Origin of the sequence: Nitratireductor aestuarii (genome assembly GCF_014641695.1) — a bacterium.
GTDB lineage: Bacteria > Pseudomonadota > Alphaproteobacteria > Rhizobiales > Rhizobiaceae > Chelativorans > Chelativorans aestuarii.
In genome coordinates, this window is sequence record NZ_BMIF01000001.1 from 622,674 (window position 1) to 639,531 (window position 16,858).

Genomic DNA, 16,858 nt, shown 5'->3' on the forward strand with positions numbered 1-16,858 from the left:
CATCGCGGCCGCGCGAAATTGCGAAAGCAGCAAGAAGTCATGTCAAAGACCGTCATTACGCGATTTGCCCCCTCGCCCACCGGCTTCCTTCACATCGGAGGCGCGAGAACCGCGCTGTTCAACTGGCTCTATGCCAACCATACGGGCGGCAAGATGCTGCTGCGCATCGAAGACACCGACCGCCAGCGCTCCACGCCGGAAGCAACCGCCGCGATCATTGAGGGTCTGCAGTGGCTGGGCCTCACCTGGGAAGGCGAGCCGATTTCGCAGTTCGAGCGCGCTGGCCGTCACCGTGAGGTGGCCGAGGAGCTGGTGCGTCTGGGCAAGGCCTACTATTGCTATGCGTCACCTGAAGAGCTGGACCAGATGCGTGAGGAGGCCCGCGCCGCCGGCAAGCCGCCGCGCTACGACGGTCGCTGGCGTGACCGCGATCCGTCCGAGGCCCCTGAGGGTGTGAAGCCCGTCATCCGCATCAAGGCGCCGCTTGATGGCGACACGCTGGTGCGCGACCAGGTGCAGGGCGACATCCGCTTCCCCAACAAGGATCTGGACGATTTCATCATCCTGCGTTCCGATGGCACGCCCACCTACATGCACGCCGTTGTGGTCGATGATCACGACATGGGCGTCACGCATGTGATCCGCGGTGACGACCATCTCACCAATGCTGCCCGCCAGTCAGTGATCTACGAAGCCATGGGCTGGGATGTGCCGATCTGGGCGCACGTGCCGCTGATCCATGGTGCGGATGGCGCGAAGCTGTCGAAGCGTCACGGCGCGCTTGGCGTCGACGCCTACCGCGCGATGGGCTACCTGCCTTCCGCCCTCCTCAACTACCTGGTCCGCCTCGGCTGGAGCCATGGCGACGACGAGGTCATGTCCATCGAGCAGATGATCGAGTGGTTCGAGGTGACCGACATCAACAAGGGTGCAGCCCGTTTCGATTTCCAGAAGCTGGAAGCGCTGAACGGCGTCCACATGCGCCAGATGGATGATCGCGAGCTGACGAAGATCTTCCTCGACACGCTTCCCTACCTGGAAGGCGGCAACGCGTTCCTCGCAAAGCTCGACGACACGCGCCGCGAGCAGCTTGTTGCTGCCATGCCGGGGCTGAAGGAGCGTGCAAAGACGCTGGTCGAGCTGCTGGACAGCTCTCAGTTCCTGTTTGCTGATCGCCCGCTTGTCCTCGACGAAAAGGCAGCAGCACTCCTCAATGATGAAGCCCGTGAAATCCTGTCCGAGCTGGTTGCTGATTTCGAGGCGCTCACCGAATGGACTGCGAAATCGACCGACGCCGTGGTACGCGCCTATGCGGAAAAATCAGGCCGTAAGCTGGGCAAGGTGGCACAGCCGCTGCGCGCAGCACTCTGTGGCCGCACGACGTCCCCGGGCATCTTCGACGTGCTTGCCGTGCTGGGACGAGACGAAAGTCTCGGCCGCATCCGCGACCAGCTCTAGGGATGTCAAATATGGATATATTGCATCGCATTATTTGCGATGCACTCCTTGGCAACATCCTTGCAATGCGATAGCTAAAGCTCGCCGGTCGACCGTTTTAAGTGCCGCGCCGGGAGGTCCATTTCGTTCACGTTCAGCCAATAATTAAGAGGTGACACCATGTCCGATCAGAATGCCAAATTAGAGCTTGGCGGGAAAATCAGCGAGTTCCCGACTCGAAAAGGCACTATCGGCCCGGACGTGGTCGACATCTCCTCGCTCTATGCAAAGACCGGAGCATTCACCTACGATCCAGGCTTCACTTCGACCGCAAGCTGCGAATCGAAGATTACCTACATCGACGGTGACGAAGGCGTTCTGCTCTATCGCGGTTATCCGATCGAGCAGCTGGCCGAGCAGGGCGATTTCCTCGAGACCTGCTACCTGCTTCTCTACGGCGAACTGCCGACCAAGGCACAGAAGGAAGACTTCGACTACCGCGTGACGCATCACACGATGCTGCATGAGCAGATGTTGAAGTTCTTCACCGGCTTCCGCCGCGACGCGCACCCGATGGCTGTCATGTGCGGTATCGTCGGCGCCCTGTCGGCCTTCTACCACGACTCGACGGACATCTCCGATCCACATCAGCGCATGGTCGCTTCGATCCGCATGATCGCCAAGATGCCGACGATTGCTGCGCTTGCTTACAAGTACCATGTCGGCCAGCCCTTCATGTACCCGAAGAACCAGCTCGACTACTCGTCGAACTTCCTGCACATGTGCTTCTCGGTGCCGTGCGAGGAATACAAGGTGAACCCGATCCTCGCCCGCGCGATGGACCGCATCTTCATTCTTCACGCCGACCACGAGCAGAACGCTTCGACCTCGACCGTTCGTCTCGCCGGTTCGTCGGGTGCTAACCCGTTCGCATGTATCGCGGCCGGCATCGCCTGCCTCTGGGGCCCTGCTCACGGCGGTGCGAACGAAGCAGCGCTCAACATGCTGGCCGAGATCGGTTCGGTGGACCGCATTCCCGAGTTCGTTGCACGCGCCAAGGACAAGAACGATCCGTTCCGTCTCATGGGCTTCGGCCACCGCGTCTACAAGAACTACGATCCGCGCGCCAAGATCATGCAGAAGACCTGCCATGAGGTTCTGAACGAGCTCGGTATTAAGGACGATCCACTGCTCGAGGTTGCTCTGGAGCTGGAGCGCATCGCGCTGACCGATCCGTACTTCATCGAGAAGAAGCTCTACCCGAACATCGACTTCTACTCGGGCATCACGCTGAAGGCGCTGGGCTTCCCGACCACGATGTTCACGGTTCTCTTCGCCTTGGCCCGTACCGTAGGCTGGATCGCCCAGTGGAGCGAGATGATCGAGGATCCGGCACAGAAGATCGGCCGTCCGCGCCAGCTCTACACCGGTGCTCCGCAGCGCGACTACGTACCGCTCGCCAAGCGCTAAGCGCTCGATAAAAGTTTCAGGAAGGCCGGGTGTTTCGCCCGGCCTTTTTTGTTTTGCCACGGCGGCCCCTGCCATCATCCGTTCTATTAGCTTGATCAGGGCTTCCAAAAGGACGATTCTGCGCCTCAGGAGCCGTCGGTGGGGCCTGGGCGCATGATCAAGCTTATCTATAGCAAATTCCGTTATTCCGTTGACGGTATTCATGAAACCTGGCTCACCGAGCCAAGTTTCCGGCAATGGCTCGCCCTCGTCCTCCTGTCCGACATCTGTGCGCTGCTTTTCCTGACGGACGGCCTGCGCATCATGATCATCATTGGCAGCGGCTTCCTGCTACTCGCCTCGGAGCTCATCAACACAGCGGTGGAAGCGGCCGTAGATCTGGTGACGAAGGAAGAGCATGTGCTGGCCAAGAAGGCGAAGGACGCCGCCAGCGCCACCACTCTCCTTACATTTCTGACGCTTGTGAGCAGCTGGCTGCTTGTACTGTTCTACCAGTGACCTGACCCATGCCCTCATCAGGGCGTTTGGCCGGACCGGGTAGCCATTCGGCTGATCCCCTCTTCTCCAAGTCACCTTTCGGACAAGTGTACGGTCGGAAAATTCGCATTCATCTTTGCGGCGGCCAAGCTTTAAGCCGCGGGGGACGGCTCGGTTTGGATCAAGCTGGATGGGGCCGCTAATGAAGAGAGGAATTCTTCTGACCCTGAAGTGTGGGCTGCTCCTACTCCTAGTTCTCATAACAAACCAGGGTTTTGGGGACAGGCTGCGAGTTCTTGTCAGCGATCAGCGCCTGCTGTCTCTGGCGATTTTCATCTTCATCTGGATGATTTCCGTCGCGACCCTGCTCGTGATCGCTTTCCTGCCGGGCATCGCCGTCCGGGCGCTTTGGGCCATACCCCTGGGCATCGCAAGCGCAGCCGGATACGGGTACTATATCGTTCAGGGCGCAGAGTTCACCATCTTCGATGTCCTCAATTTCTGGGTGTCATCGGATGATGCCGGGAATGCCTATAACTACTTTTCCGACGCAATCCGATCGGCGGCGTTCATATTCGTTCTGTTCGTGGTTGCCATCGTCATGCCGCCCTCGTCACGAACGTTGCGACACACGCTCAAGGCACGTTACTGGTCACCTCTGCTTCCTGTCCTGCCCGTTCTGCTGATCGCCGGTGTTGTCGTCATGAGGGACGGCAAGGGCTCCCAGGCTCTTCCAATGCAGTTTTCTCCGATTTCGCTCTCGGCTGTGGCGGCCTACAAGATCAAGGCAGGCACCTTCAAGGAGCGCCAACGAGTTTCCATGACAGCCGGCACGCCGCTTTCACGTGCAATTGTTCTTGTTGTCGACGAAAGCATTCGCGCAGACTTCATCTCGCTCGAAGAAGGCAATCCGGTTTCTCCAGAATTGGCGTCGCTGCGCGACCATTGGGTGAATTTCGGTCCGGCAGTCTCGGCCGGAAACTGTTCCTACCTGTCGAACGCGCTGCTGCGCTTCATGGCAGACCGACGATACCTGGTGGAGACGGTTCATACGAGCCCAACCATCTGGGATTACGCCAGGGAAGCAGGCTACCGTACCCTATTCATCGACGCCCAACCGACGTTTCAAGACGTGTACGGGAAACTGCAGAACCTGATAACGCCCGCGCGAGGCGCTGCTGGTTGACGACTTCCATGAGCTCGGCCGTGCTATCAGCCCGCACGAGCTTGATGACGAACTCGTCAGAATTGTTCTCGAGGAGCTGGCGCGAGGAGACCGTGTCCTCATCTATGCCAACAAAAATGGCGGGCACTTTCCCTATGCGCTGGGTTCGCCCGAGGGCGTGGAGCCCAGTGGAAGCCTCTCCGTTACCGACCGTTTCATGACCGAGGTCTTCAACTACGCCAAGGCGCACAGGCGCGGTTCACCACACCTGAAGACTTCGGCGAGGTGTGCGGCGACATCCGCACATGCAAGGAATCCATCATGCACTGAACAAGGGGGGCACCATGAGGTACATAGATTTTGCGAGCGAACGGAAACATCCTCCCCGTCTCGCCTGGATGACACCGAATGTCGTGACGGGTTTGGCGCTATGCGCCGGCCTTCTTTCCATCCGCTTTTCGATCGAAGGCCATTTCGATTATGCGCTGGTGGCGATTATCGCCTCCGCCATTCTCGACGGCCTTGATGGACGGCTGGCGCGGATGCTCGGGACGACGTCACTCTTTGGCGAGGAATTCGACAGCCTGGCCGACTTTCTCAGCTTCGGTTTGGCGCCGATCGTCCTGCTGTTCTTCTGGGCTGGCGAAGCGATGACGGCAGCCGTCAGTTTTTGCCTGATGGCATTCGCCGTCGCCTCGGCCTGCCGCCTCGCCCGTTTCAACGCCGATGCCGGGACTGTAAAGGAGGAATGGCAGAAAGCCTATTTCACCGGCATGCCCACGCCGAGTGCGGCTGTGACGGTCCTCTTGCCGGTTTCCCTGTTCGAGCCGACCTCGGAGACGATGCAATGGTTGGGGCTCTACACCCTGCTGATCGCGTTCCTGATGGTTTCGACCATCCCCACCTTTTCCGGCAAGCGGTGGCACATAAGCAAGTCGCCGTCGATGGCTGGGTTGATAGCGGTGGCAGTGGGACTGCTGGGGGTGGTGGCGACCTATCCGCGTGCGTCGCTGGTGATCTTCACTGTGGTATATCTGTCCTCCATCCCGCTCAGCTGGATGAGTTGCAGGCATGAACGGATGGTCCAGCAGCCAGCGTCCAAGGGATAGAGGTGGCTGGCGTCAGATGGCGGCCTTCTTCCAGCTGAGCGCGAGCAGGCCGGCACCGATCATCATCGATCCCCCTGCCCGGTTGATAACCTGCTGCACGGCAGGCTTGCCGATCTTCGAGCGAACAGCTGAAGCCAACAGCGCATAGAGCGTGGCATTGATCGTGCCGATCACCAGGAACGTCACTTCGAAGACGACCATCTGGAATACCACCGGCTGTGTGGCATCGAGGAACTGCGGCAGGAAGGCCACGAAGAAGACGATGGTCTTCGGGTTGAGCGACGTCACTGCGTACGTATGCAGGAAGATGCGGAACGGCTTTTCCGGGGACGCATCACCAATCTCTGCTGATCCAGTGCGAGTAGGAGCTCGCCAAAGCTTGATGCCGAGATAGATGAGATAAGCCGCACCTGCCCACTTGAGCAGGGTGAAGAGCGTAGCCGAAGCGGCAAGCAAGGCACCGAGCCCCAGCATGGACGCGGTCATGGCGGTGAAGTCGCCAAGGGTGACGCCAGCGATCGTGGCGCCCGCCATCTTCCGCCCATGTCCGAGCGCGTAGGAGACGACGAGGAGGATCGTCGGACCGGGGATTGCCACCACGACGGCTGAAGCCGCTGCAAATGCGAGCCACTGTTCAAACGACATGCGATGATCCCCGGTAGAGCTAGAGGGTACACCCGAGACGACTTTAACGTTCTACTGTAGGTTCAACGACCAACCGTAAGCGATTAATACTTATAGAACCTTGAGTAACTCAACTGCTGCCAGCATATCGCGTTTGCGCGCAGCCATGCGTGCCGCAGCTTCAGAGTCTTCGCCCCACTGACTGATGTTCCAGTTCTCGTCCACATGGGCAGCGTTCCACCCTGCCTCAGCTTCGAGGAAGCCGGACTCGACTCCAAGCGCCAGCAGGGCCGAGCCCATCAGTGTCGTCATCACATGGAGCGCGGAAAGGCGGAAGGTTTCACGACGCTGCACGAGATAGGAACCGAGAGCCGCCAAAGTCTCCTTCGGCTGCTGGACGTGCATGACCCCTTCGGCGAGCATGAAACGCGCGCCGATGGTCGTTTCCATCCATTCGAGGACCGGGTCCCACGCGTCGCGCTGATTCTGCACCAGGCGCTCAGGGGAATCTGCTCGATAGAAGATCAGGTCGGATGACGCGTAGCGCAGCACATCTTCCAGAACGACCTGCGGATCGGTGGCCACGCCATCAATCGCCGTGTTCACGAGACGCGTGACAGGCATCGACATCGGATCGATGTGTTCGCCTTGGGCCGCATATTCACCGGCAACCAGCTGGGCAGCGCCCTCGGTTGGAACGACGAGTTCGGCGCCGCCCGGCGTACGCACGGCACGCTCGTCCAGCTTCACCTTGTACGCGCCCTCTTCTCCGACGACGAAAACGTCCTTGTAGAAGCGCTTCGGCAGCGGCCGGCGCATCTTTTCCTGCGCCTGGCGGATGGGATCGGGCTTCTGGCCCTGTTCAAGATCGTTCAGAAGGTCACGCATGATGCTTCATATAGGCGGCAGGTGATGGACCTGCCACCTTCCCGTTAGTTGTCTTCTTCGGCAGAGGCTTCGTCGAAACCAAGTAGGTTCCAGCTCTGCTTCATGTGCGGCGGCAGGTCGGCCGTCACATCCACCACGCCCTTGTCCGGATGCGGAATGACGATGCGCCGGGCATGGAGGTGCATACGGTTCTGCATGCCGCCGGGAAACTCCCAGTTTTGATCGGCTTCGAAGTACTTCGGATCACCAATGATTGGGCAGCCCATATAGGCGGTATGGACGCGCAGCTGATGCATGCGGCCGGTATAAGGCTCAAGCTCCAGCCAGGAGAGCGCCTGCCCTGCCTGCTCGACGACGCGGTAGTTGGATACGGCGTGATCCGCGCCGAGCTCGCCATGCTTGGCGACGCGCATCTTGTCGCCATCCGGCGTCGCCTCGCGCACGAGCCAGGTCGAGATCCGCCCTTCCCGCTTGCGCGGCACACCCTTGACGAGCGCCCAATAGGTCTTCTTCGTCTCACGCAGCCTGAAAGCTTCGGTCAGCTTCATGGCTGCAAGTCGCGTCCGCGCGACAACCAGAACGCCCGACGTCTCACGGTCGAGACGATGCACAAGACGCGGCTTCTCGCCCTTCTTGTTGCGCCAGGCTTCCAGCATGCCATCGACGTGACGATTGAGGCCGGAGCCCCCCTGCACCGCCAGGCCCGCAGGCTTGTTGAAGACGTAGACCTTTTCATCTTCATAGATCAACATCTGCGAGAGCACTTCGCTGTCGCCCTGACCGCGCATGGTGCGCGTCGTCGTGGGAAGCGTGCTCTTGTGGTCAACGCCACCCAGGGGCGGGACACGAACCATCTGTCCCGGCTGAACCCTGGTTTCGGATTTGACCCGACCGCCATCGACACGAACCTGGCCCGTGCGCAGCAGCTTTTGCAATTGCCCGAAGGCAAGCCCTGGATAATGTACCTTGAACCAGCGATCGAGGCGCATGCCCGCTTCGCCGTCATCTACTTTAATTTGTTCTATGCCAGCCATATCGTCACCATTTGGGCGGGCATACCACTAGAAAACGCTTCTTGCGAGCCACAATCCGGCAAAGAGGCAAAGAATGGCGCCTATGACGCTGGCGAGCACATAAGTCGCAGCAGTCGTCACGTCTCCCCGCTCCCAGAGCGTCACTGTGTCGAGCGAAAACGCGGAAAAGGTGGTGAAGCCGCCCAAAATGCCGGTGGCGAGAAAAAGGCGAAGCTCCTGCGAACCGCTCACGCGCTGGGCGATCCAGCCGGTGATGAACCCCATGGCAAGACTGCCCACGAGGTTCACCGTGAACGTACCCCACGGAAAGGAAATGCCAAGCAGCCGCGCGGCCCCAAGATTGGTGAGATGGCGCAGCCCCGCGCCGATGCCGCCGCCAAGACAAACCAGCATAAAATGATACAGGTCACTTCCCCTTTGTTCAGCCCTTGGCGGCGCGCTCGCGCCTCAGCTTCGCCCAATAGTCGAGACGCTTGCGGATCTCCCGCTCAAAACCCCGTTCCGGCGGATCGTAATAGCGCTGACGCCCCATGGCTTCAGGGAAATAGTCTTGACCGGAGAAGGCGTCGGGCATGTCGTGGTCATACTGGTAGCCGTCGCCGTAGCCCGTTTCCTTCATGAGCTTAGTCGGCGCATTGAGAATGTGCCGGGGCGGCAGCAACGATCCATTTTCCTTCGCCGCCCGCATCGCAGCCTTGTAGGCCACATAGACGCCGTTCGATTTCGGCGCGGTCGCCAGATAGACGCAGGCCTGCGCGAGCGCCAGTTCACCTTCGGGCGAGCCCAGATACTCATAGGCATCCTTGGCGGCATTGGCGATGACGACTGCCTGTGGGTCGGCAAGCCCGATATCCTCGACAGCCATGCGCACCAGACGGCGACCGACGTAGAGCGGGTCCTCGCCGGCATCGAGCATCCGGCACATGTAATAAAGTGCTGCATCCGGGTCGGAACCACGCACGGACTTATGCAGGGCCGAGATCAGATTGTAGTGACCATCCTGGCCCTTGTCATAGATTGGGGCGCGGCGCTGGACGATGTTCTGCACGCCTTCGGCATCAAACACTTCGCCTTCGCCGGACGAACGCCAGACCTCTTCCGCAAGCGTCAGGATTGCGCGCCCGTCGCCGTCCGCCATGCGGATGAGCACCGCGCGGGCCTCCTCGTCAATAGGCAGAGGCTTGCCCTCCTCCGTCTCGGCGCGTGCCAGCAATCGCTCGAGGCTGTCAGCCTCATGAGGCTTGAAGATCAGCACGCGAGCCCGGGACAGAAGAGCCGCATTGAGCTCGAAGGACGGATTCTCCGTTGTCGCGCCTATCAGGATGATCGTCCCGTCCTCCATGACCGGCAGAAACGAATCTTGCTGGGCACGATTGAAACGATGGATCTCATCCACGAAGAGCAGCGTCTGACGACCCTGGCTCCTGCGCATGCGGGCCGTATCAAAAACCTTCTTGAGATCGGCCACACCTGAAAAGATCGCGGAAATCTGCTCGAACGCGAGTGATGTCTCGCCTGCAAGCAGCCGCGCCACGGTGGTTTTGCCTGTTCCGGGCGGTCCCCAGAAGATGAGCGAATCCAGCGTTCCAGATCGGATCATGCGGGTCAGCGCCCCATCGGGACCGGTGAGATGCTCCTGCCCCACGACCTCATCCAGCTTCTTTGGGCGAAGGCGATCGGCAAGCGGCTTGCCTGGCAGGGCAGCCGCGCTTGCATCCGGGTTCTGGTTAAAAAGATCGGCCATGGTCTAGAAGCGAAGGATCTGCGTCAGAATGCGTCCGTCGCGGTTGATGGCGAAGCGCCAGAGGCGCGTATCCTCTTCCGCAAGGGACTTGAATTGCGCGGCGGTCTTGATGGGCTCGCCATTGAGTTCGCGCACGATGTCGCCGGTCTTGAGCCCCATGCGGGCCGCCGGAGAATTGCGCGCGATATCCGTTACCACCACGCCGGTCTCCGTCACCGGAAGCCGCATCCGCTGGAGAACGGCAGGCGTCAGGTCCGCCACGGTCGCACCCGCGAATGGACCGCGTCCTCCGATCTGCAGCTTTTCACCGGAACCCTCAGGCGCCTTCTGGATGGTCAGCGAAAGCTTGGTAGGCTTGCCGTTGCGCAGGACCTCAACTTCGGCGGCCGAGCCCAGTGGAAGCGTCGCGAGACGGTAATCGAGGCTCTCCGGTGTATCGACCGATTTTCCGTCCACCGAGATTACGATATCGCCCGGCTCGATGCCTGCCTCTGCCGCAGGACTGTCAGCCGCAATATTCGTCACCAAGGCTCCTGCGGGCCTTGTCATGCCAAGCGCATTGGCGACGTCCGGCGTCACCCGCTCCATGTTGGCGCCGACATAGGGCCGCTCGAAATGGTCAGACCCTTCCTTGGCCGATTCCACGACCGCTCGCACTAGATTGGCGGGAATGGCGAAGCCAATGCCGATCGAACCACCCGATCGGCTGTAGATTGCCGTATTGATGCCGATCACCTCGCCCTGCATGTTGACCAGTGCGCCACCCGAGTTGCCCGGGTTAATCGCAGCGTCGGTCTGGATGAAGTAGCCGAAATCACCGATGCCGCCGAGCGAGCGGGCGACAGCCGAAATGATGCCGCTCGTCGTGGTCTGCCCGACACCAAAGGGATTGCCGATGGCGAGCACCAGATCCCCCACCTGAAGCGCTTCTGAATCGCCCAGCGGTGCGACTGGGAAAGTCTCGCTGGCTTCAACCTTGAGCACGGCGAGATCGAGCGCCTCATCCTGCAGCACGACCTCACTTGCATATTCCCGACCGTCGGAGAGCGCGACGCGGACCTCATCCGCACCCTCGATCACGTGGTAGTTCGTAACCACGATACCGGACTGGTCGACGAATACGCCTGAGCCCAGCGAAGACTGCACGCGCGGAGGCATCTGCGGGAACGAGAAGAAGCGTTCGAAAAATGGATCGCCCTGGAACGGCGAGCGCGCCTGCACACGCGTCGAGGCATAGACATTCACCACCGCGGGCGAGACTTCAGCAACCAAGGGCGCGAAGGAAAGCTGGATCTGCTCGTTGCTGAACGGCACCTTGCGCTGCACGTTCTGCTCCGTTGTCTGCCCTCCGCGCAGCAACTCCGACAACGTATCGCGCAGGCTCTTGCCGTCACTCTGCGCCAGAGCCGTACCGGAGGTCAAAACCGCAACCACTACAAGACTCAAAAACCGCTTGTTCATTATGCCTTTGCCTCACCAACCACGCGCGAATGCACACAAATCAGGATCATAGAGCGAAATCTTCGCTTTGCGCTACCCAGCGACGCGCGCCGGTTCAATCGTACCGACTACACCATCGAGGGAACGCTTGTGTCACATAGGAATGTGTATAAGAAAAGGAAAACTCTGTGCCCCGATTTTTCCCAAAAGGCACAGCGAAATCGCTCACCAACCCTGCCCAGCCGCATTGCGCACCGAGGTCATCCATGGCCCTTAGCTACGTTACGCCAATAGTCCTGCTCGCCATTTCAAACATCTTCATGACCTTCGCCTGGTACGGGCACCTGAAGTTCGGCAGCAAGCCGCTGATCGTGGTCATCCTCGTCAGCTGGGGCATCGCTTTTATCGAATATTGCTTCGCCGTGCCCGCAAACCGCATAGGCCACTCTGTCTATTCGGCGGCGGAACTGAAGACGATCCAGGAGGTGATCACCCTCGCCGTCTTCGCCGTGTTCTCAGTCTTCTACCTGAACGAACAGCTGACGATAAATCACCTCGTCGGCTTCGCCCTCATCTGCCTCGGCGCCTTCTTCATCTTCAAGGGCCCTTTGGGGTAAGCCTCTCGCCGACATACTGCGACAGGCTCAGCATGCGGGTGTTAGCGCTCGCTTTCATTCAAGATCATATCTCAAAAAAGAAAAAGGCCCCGGTAAAACCGAGGCCTTTCGTATCAGCAATGAGCCTTGAAGCTTACGCTGCTTCTTCTTCAGCTGCGCGCTCTGCTTCGACGCGCACGCGGTCAGCAGCGCCCTTGGCGGAAGGATCGCGCTCAACGAACTCGATCACGGCCAGCGGTGCGTTGTCGCCATAGCGGAAGCCCGCCTTCATGATGCGCAGGTAGCCACCATTACGCGAAGCGTAACGCGGTGCCAGCGTCTCGAACAGACGGCGGACGGCCTTCTCGTCACGGATGGCAGAGATTGCCTGACGGCGGGCATGCAGGTCGCCACGCTTGCCGAGGGTGACGAGCTTCTCGACGATCGGACGCAGGTCCTTCGCCTTCGGCAGGGTGGTGACGATCTGCTCATGCTCTATGAGCGAGGCCGCCATATTGGCGAACATGGCCTTACGGTGGCTAGAGGTTCGGTTCAGCTTGCGTCCGCTATTTCCGTGGCGCATGGCTCTGTCTCCTTAATATTCCCTTCGGGCTTAGCCCGGGGGTCAATATTGGTCTTCGTAGCGCTTGGCGAGCTCTTCGATGTTTTCCGGCGGCCAATCCTGGACTTCCATGCCCAGGTGCAGACCCATCGATGCCAGCACTTCCTTGATTTCGTTGAGCGACTTGCGTCCGAAGTTTGGCGTACGGAGCATCTCTGCTTCCGTCTTCTGGATCAGGTCGCCGATGTAGACGATGTTGTCGTTCTTCAGGCAGTTCGCCGAGCGTACGGAGAGTTCCAGCTCGTCGACCTTCTTGAGAAGCGCAGGGTTGAACGCGAGTTCGGTAACCTGCTCGACGGGCTGTTCCTTCTGCGGCTCTTCGAAGTTGACGAACAGTGACAGCTGGTCCTGCAGAATGCGTGCTGCGAAAGCAACGGCATCCTCGCCGCTGATCGAACCGTCGGTATCGATCGTGAGCGTCAGCTTGTCATAGTCAAGAACCTGGCCCTCACGGGTGTTCTCAACCTTGTACGACACCTTCTTCACCGGAGAATACAGGCTGTCGACCGGGATCAGTCCGATCGGAGCATCCTCAGCGCGGTTGCGATCGGCAGGCACGTAGCCCTTGCCGGTGTTAACCGTGAACTCCATGCGGATTTCGGCGTTCTGGTCCAGCGTGCAGAGCACGTGATCCGGGTTCAGAACCTCGACATCGCCTACCGTCTGAATGTCACCAGCGGTAACGACGCCTGGACCCTGCTTGCGGACAACCATCCGCTTCGGGCCGTCGCCTTCCATCTTGATAGCGATTTCCTTGATGTTCAGGATGATGTCGGTGACATCTTCACGAACGCCAGGGATCGAGGAGAACTCGTGCAGAACGCCGTCGATCTGCACTGCGGTGACAGCAGCACCGCGCAGCGACGACAGCAGAACGCGACGGAGCGCATTGCCCAGCGTCAGACCAAAACCGCGCTCGAGCGGCTCGGCAACAAGAACCGTCTGAGTACGGCCCTTGGAGCTGAACTCAACCTTGTTCGGCTTAATCAGTTCCTGCCAGTTTTTCTGGATCATGGATTTATCCTTCCGTTACCCTGCCACCATCCAATCGTGGCAGGCGTTCTGGAACCACCGATGACGCCTGACGGCGCCATCAGCAGAAAAGGCATTAGACGCGGCGCTTCTTACGCGGACGGCAACCATTGTGCGGAATGGGCGTGACGTCGCGGATCGACGTGATCGTGAAGCCAGCAGCCTGGAGTGCACGGAGGGCGGACTCACGGCCAGAACCAGGACCGCAGACCTCAACCTCGAGCGTGCGCATACCATGCTCCTGCGCCTTCTTGGCGCAATCTTCCGCTGCGATCTGAGCAGCGAACGGGGTCGACTTGCGCGAACCCTTGAAGCCCTGCGCACCAGCAGACGACCAGGCAATCGCATTGCCCTGCGCGTCGGTGATGGTGATCATCGTGTTGTTAAAAGTCGAGTTAACGTGCGCAACACCCGACGAAATGTTCTTGCGTTCTCTACGACGAACGCGAGCGGCTTCCTTAGCCATGGTATTCCTTTCAACGATCTCTACGCCGCCGTAACGCCAGCGGCTACACCTTTGGTGAATGGTACCTGGTAAATGGCGAACGGTCCTCAGTCGGACTGCTATTCACAATTCACCATTCCCTATTCACCAATTACTTCTTCTTGCCGGCGATTGCCTTGGCAGGACCCTTGCGGGTACGCGCATTGGTGTGCGTGCGCTGACCACGAACCGGCAGGCTGCGGCGATGACGCAGACCGCGGTAGCAGCCCAGGTCCATCAGACGCTTGATGTTCATCGAGGTCTCACGACGCAGATCACCTTCAACCTGGTAATCGCGGTCGATCGTCTCGCGGATAGCAAGAACTTCAGCGTCGGTGAGCTGATGAACGCGCTTTTCCGCAGGAATGTTCACCTTCTCGATGATTTCCTGAGCGAACTTCTGGCCAATGCCGTGAATGTACTGAAGCGCAATAACAACGCGCTTGTTAGTTGGAATATTGACGCCAGCAATACGGGCCACGTCGTATCTCCTTGGTTCTTTTGACCGCTGTCACAGCGGATTATTTCATCCAACCGAACAAGACAAAAGCGCCCAGCCCGGTCAACTTAGACCGACGCCGACCGCCATGAAAATCCAGCGAATTGGCGTGGTCTTGACGGATTCTACCGGAAAAGTCAACTCCCGGATCCATTCTCTTTCGGCAGATGCCCAGGTTCAGGCCTTACGACCCTAAGGGTGAGCGCCGCACGCCCTCACCCGAACCCTGACGTTACTTTCCGAGAATGCCTGCGATCGCGCCAGTAACCTCTGAGACAGAGGCCATTCCATCAACGGAGCGAAGCTGACCCTTGGCATAGTAGTAGCCGATCAGCGGCGCCGTCTTCTTGTAGTATTCGCGAAGACGTTCCTCGAACACTTCCGGATTGTCGTCCTTGCGGACCGGCTGTCCGGCAGCCTTGGCTTCCTCCGCACGGTTGAGGATGCGGCCAACGAGAGCCTTGTCATCCACCACCAGCTCGATGACTGCATCGAGCTTGATACCGCGCTCGGAGAGCATGGTCTCGACCGCGTCAGCCTGCACGAGCGTGCGTGGATAACCGTCGAGAATAAAACCGTTGGCGCAATCCGCCTGGTCGATGCGTTCGGCAACGATCGCGTTGACGATCTCGTCGGACACCAGCTCACCGGCGTCCATCACGGCCTTTGCGCGCTTCCCGATTTCCGTTTCGGCCTTCACCGCGGCACGAAGCATGTCGCCGGTTGAAAGCTGCGGAATGCCCAGTCTCTCGACAAGGATCTGCGACTGCGTGCCCTTGCCCGCGCCGGGCGGTCCTAGAAGAATTAATCTCATCTGCCTCTCTTCCCTCCCCGGAGCTTGGACTTCTTGATCAGGCCCTCATACTGATGGGCGATCAGGTGTCCCTGAACTTGAGCAACCGTGTCGAGCGTAACACTCACAACGATCAGCAACGACGTACCACCGAGGTAGAACGGCACACCAGTCGCAGAAATCAGGAACTCCGGAAGGAGACAGATCAGGACCAGGTAGATCGCCCCGATGAGAGTGATGCGAGTCAACACATAGTCGATGTATTCAGCAGTGCGCTCGCCGGGACGATAGCCTGGAATGAACCCCGAATGCTTCTTCAGCTGGTCAGCGGTGTCCTTCGGGTTGAAAACAATCGCGGTGTAGAAGAACGCGAAGAACATGATCATCGCCGCATACAGGAACATGTAGAGCGGCTGACCGTGGCCGAGCGTCGCAAGGATCGTTGCAGCCCAACCGGGCAGCTGCGTCGTGTCGGCGAAACCGGCAAGCGTTGCAGGCAGCAGCAGCAGCGACGAAGCAAAGATCGGAGGAATGACGCCGGCGGTGTTCAGCTTCAGCGGCAGATGCGACGTGTCGCCCTGGAACATGCGGTTGCCAACCTGGCGCTTCGGATACTGGATCAGAAGGCGGCGCTGCGCACGCTCGAAGAAGACGATGACACCGATGCAGGCGATGCAGATGACGATGATCGCGAGGATCAGGCCGGTCGACATCGCACCAGTGCGGCCGAGCTCGAGAGTACCGCCGATGGCGGACGGAAGCCCTGCCACGATACCGGCAAAGATGATGAGCGAAATGCCGTTGCCGATGCCGCGTGCAGTAATCTGCTCACCGAGCCACATCAGGAACATGGTGCCGCCGAGCAGCGTGATGACGGCGGAAATACGGAAGAACCAGCCCGGATCGCTGACGATGTTCTGTCCACCCTCAAGCCCGACTGCAATGCCATAGGCCTGTACGAGAGCGAGAATGACTGTACCGTAGCGGGTGTACTGGTTGATGACCTTGCGGCCCTGCTCGCCTTCCTTCTTCAGCTGCTCCAGGGACGGCACGACGCTCGTCAGCAGCTGCATGATGATGGAGGCGGAAATATAAGGCATGATGCCCAGCGCGAAGATCGCCATGCGCTCAACGGCACCACCGGCGAACATGTTGAACATGCCTAGAACGCCGCCGGACTGTTGCTGGAACGCCTGCGCGAATGCGTCAGGGTTGATGCCAGGCATCGGAATGTAGGTTCCGAGACGATAGACCAGGAGTGCGCCCAGCGTGAACCAGATGCGCTTTTTCAGGTCTTCTGCCTTAGCAAAAGCAGAGAAATTGAGATTGGATGCTAGTTGCTCGGCTGCAGAGGCCATGCAGTTCTCTCCGCTTCATCACGCACGCTCTACGGCGGCGATGAATAATTGGACGCCGGTAAAGCTTATACGCCGGAGTTAACCTG

The 16,858-nt window shown here is 59.5% G+C and carries 18 protein-coding genes; 6 read left to right on the forward strand and 12 right to left on the reverse strand.

The window, feature by feature from the left end:
- Positions 1 to 39: 39 nt before the first annotated feature.
- The 5 genes from gltX (at position 40) to pssA (ending at position 5,658) form a co-directional block, all read left to right on the forward strand.
- Positions 40 to 1,458, forward strand: a complete 1,419-nt coding sequence (gene gltX / locus IEX27_RS02960) for a glutamate--tRNA ligase (protein WP_188719426.1) — start codon at positions 40 to 42, stop codon at positions 1,456 to 1,458.
- A 159-nt stretch (positions 1,459 to 1,617) separates the two neighbouring features.
- On the forward strand, positions 1,618 to 2,907 hold the full coding sequence (gene gltA / locus IEX27_RS02965; protein ID WP_188719427.1) for a citrate synthase: 1,290 nt from the start codon (positions 1,618 to 1,620) through the stop codon (positions 2,905 to 2,907).
- Between the two features lie 153 nt (positions 2,908 to 3,060).
- A complete protein-coding gene (locus tag IEX27_RS02970; RefSeq protein WP_188719428.1) occupies positions 3,061 to 3,405 on the forward strand; it encodes a diacylglycerol kinase in 345 nt (114 codons plus the stop codon).
- Between the two features lie 181 nt (positions 3,406 to 3,586).
- Complete coding sequence (locus IEX27_RS02975; protein ID WP_188719429.1) at positions 3,587 to 4,570, forward strand: sulfatase-like hydrolase/transferase; 984 nt, start codon at positions 3,587 to 3,589, stop codon at positions 4,568 to 4,570.
- Between the two features lie 377 nt (positions 4,571 to 4,947).
- Positions 4,948 to 5,658 carry a CDP-diacylglycerol--serine O-phosphatidyltransferase gene (gene pssA / locus IEX27_RS02980; protein WP_280516450.1) on the forward strand — a complete coding sequence of 237 codons (711 nt, stop codon included), beginning with the start codon at positions 4,948 to 4,950 and terminating at the stop codon, positions 5,656 to 5,658.
- 12 nt (positions 5,659 to 5,670) lie between these two features.
- On the opposite strand, the gene IEX27_RS02985 is transcribed toward pssA, so the two are convergent.
- The 6 genes from IEX27_RS02985 to IEX27_RS03010 all read right to left on the reverse strand — a co-directional run bounded on the left by IEX27_RS02985 (position 5,671) and on the right by IEX27_RS03010 (position 11,409).
- The gene (locus IEX27_RS02985) at positions 5,671 to 6,303 is read right to left on the reverse strand and encodes a LysE family translocator (RefSeq protein WP_188719431.1); all 633 of its coding nucleotides are present in this window, start codon (positions 6,301 to 6,303) and stop codon (positions 5,671 to 5,673) included.
- Positions 6,304 to 6,393: 90 nt separating this feature from the next.
- Complete coding sequence (locus IEX27_RS02990) at positions 6,394 to 7,170, reverse strand: ATP12 family chaperone protein (RefSeq protein ID WP_188719432.1); 777 nt, start codon at positions 7,168 to 7,170, stop codon at positions 6,394 to 6,396.
- Positions 7,171 to 7,214: 44 nt separating this feature from the next.
- Positions 7,215 to 8,204: an RluA family pseudouridine synthase gene (locus IEX27_RS02995; RefSeq protein ID WP_188719433.1), complete on the reverse strand. Its 990-nt coding sequence runs from the start codon at positions 8,202 to 8,204 to the stop codon at positions 7,215 to 7,217.
- Between the two features lie 27 nt (positions 8,205 to 8,231).
- Positions 8,232 to 8,597, reverse strand: a complete 366-nt coding sequence (gene crcB, locus IEX27_RS03000) for a fluoride efflux transporter CrcB (protein WP_373869852.1) — start codon at positions 8,595 to 8,597, stop codon at positions 8,232 to 8,234.
- Positions 8,598 to 8,625: 28 nt separating this feature from the next.
- Positions 8,626 to 9,948, reverse strand: a complete 1,323-nt coding sequence (locus tag IEX27_RS03005; RefSeq protein ID WP_188719434.1) for a replication-associated recombination protein A — start codon at positions 9,946 to 9,948, stop codon at positions 8,626 to 8,628.
- 3 nt (positions 9,949 to 9,951) lie between these two features.
- Positions 9,952 to 11,409 carry a DegQ family serine endoprotease gene (locus IEX27_RS03010; RefSeq protein WP_188719435.1) on the reverse strand — a complete coding sequence of 486 codons (1,458 nt, stop codon included), beginning with the start codon at positions 11,407 to 11,409 and terminating at the stop codon, positions 9,952 to 9,954.
- A gap of 245 nt (positions 11,410 to 11,654) precedes the next feature.
- On the opposite strand from IEX27_RS03010, the gene IEX27_RS03015 reads away from it, so the two are divergent.
- Positions 11,655 to 12,005, forward strand: a complete 351-nt coding sequence (locus IEX27_RS03015; protein WP_188719436.1) for a DMT family protein — start codon at positions 11,655 to 11,657, stop codon at positions 12,003 to 12,005.
- A 133-nt stretch (positions 12,006 to 12,138) separates the two neighbouring features.
- On the opposite strand, the gene rplQ is transcribed toward IEX27_RS03015, so the two are convergent.
- From rplQ to secY, 6 genes are all read right to left on the reverse strand, one after another.
- Positions 12,139 to 12,567: a 50S ribosomal protein L17 gene (gene rplQ / locus IEX27_RS03020; RefSeq protein ID WP_188719437.1), complete on the reverse strand. Its 429-nt coding sequence runs from the start codon at positions 12,565 to 12,567 to the stop codon at positions 12,139 to 12,141.
- A 42-nt stretch (positions 12,568 to 12,609) separates the two neighbouring features.
- Complete coding sequence (locus IEX27_RS03025; RefSeq protein WP_188719438.1) at positions 12,610 to 13,620, reverse strand: DNA-directed RNA polymerase subunit alpha; 1,011 nt, start codon at positions 13,618 to 13,620, stop codon at positions 12,610 to 12,612.
- A gap of 94 nt (positions 13,621 to 13,714) precedes the next feature.
- Positions 13,715 to 14,104, reverse strand: a complete 390-nt coding sequence (gene rpsK / locus IEX27_RS03030; RefSeq protein ID WP_188719439.1) for a 30S ribosomal protein S11 — start codon at positions 14,102 to 14,104, stop codon at positions 13,715 to 13,717.
- Positions 14,105 to 14,234: 130 nt separating this feature from the next.
- Positions 14,235 to 14,603, reverse strand: a complete 369-nt coding sequence (gene rpsM, locus IEX27_RS03035) for a 30S ribosomal protein S13 (RefSeq protein WP_188719440.1) — start codon at positions 14,601 to 14,603, stop codon at positions 14,235 to 14,237.
- A 250-nt stretch (positions 14,604 to 14,853) separates the two neighbouring features.
- A complete protein-coding gene (locus tag IEX27_RS03040) occupies positions 14,854 to 15,435 on the reverse strand; it encodes an adenylate kinase (protein WP_188719441.1) in 582 nt (193 codons plus the stop codon).
- Positions 15,432 to 16,772 (reverse strand): preprotein translocase subunit SecY, encoded by a 1,341-nt coding sequence (secY, locus tag IEX27_RS03045; protein WP_188719442.1) that lies wholly within the window; start codon positions 16,770 to 16,772, stop codon positions 15,432 to 15,434. Before secY ends, IEX27_RS03040 begins: the two co-directional genes overlap by 4 nt.
- Positions 16,773 to 16,858: the final 86 nt, after the last annotated feature.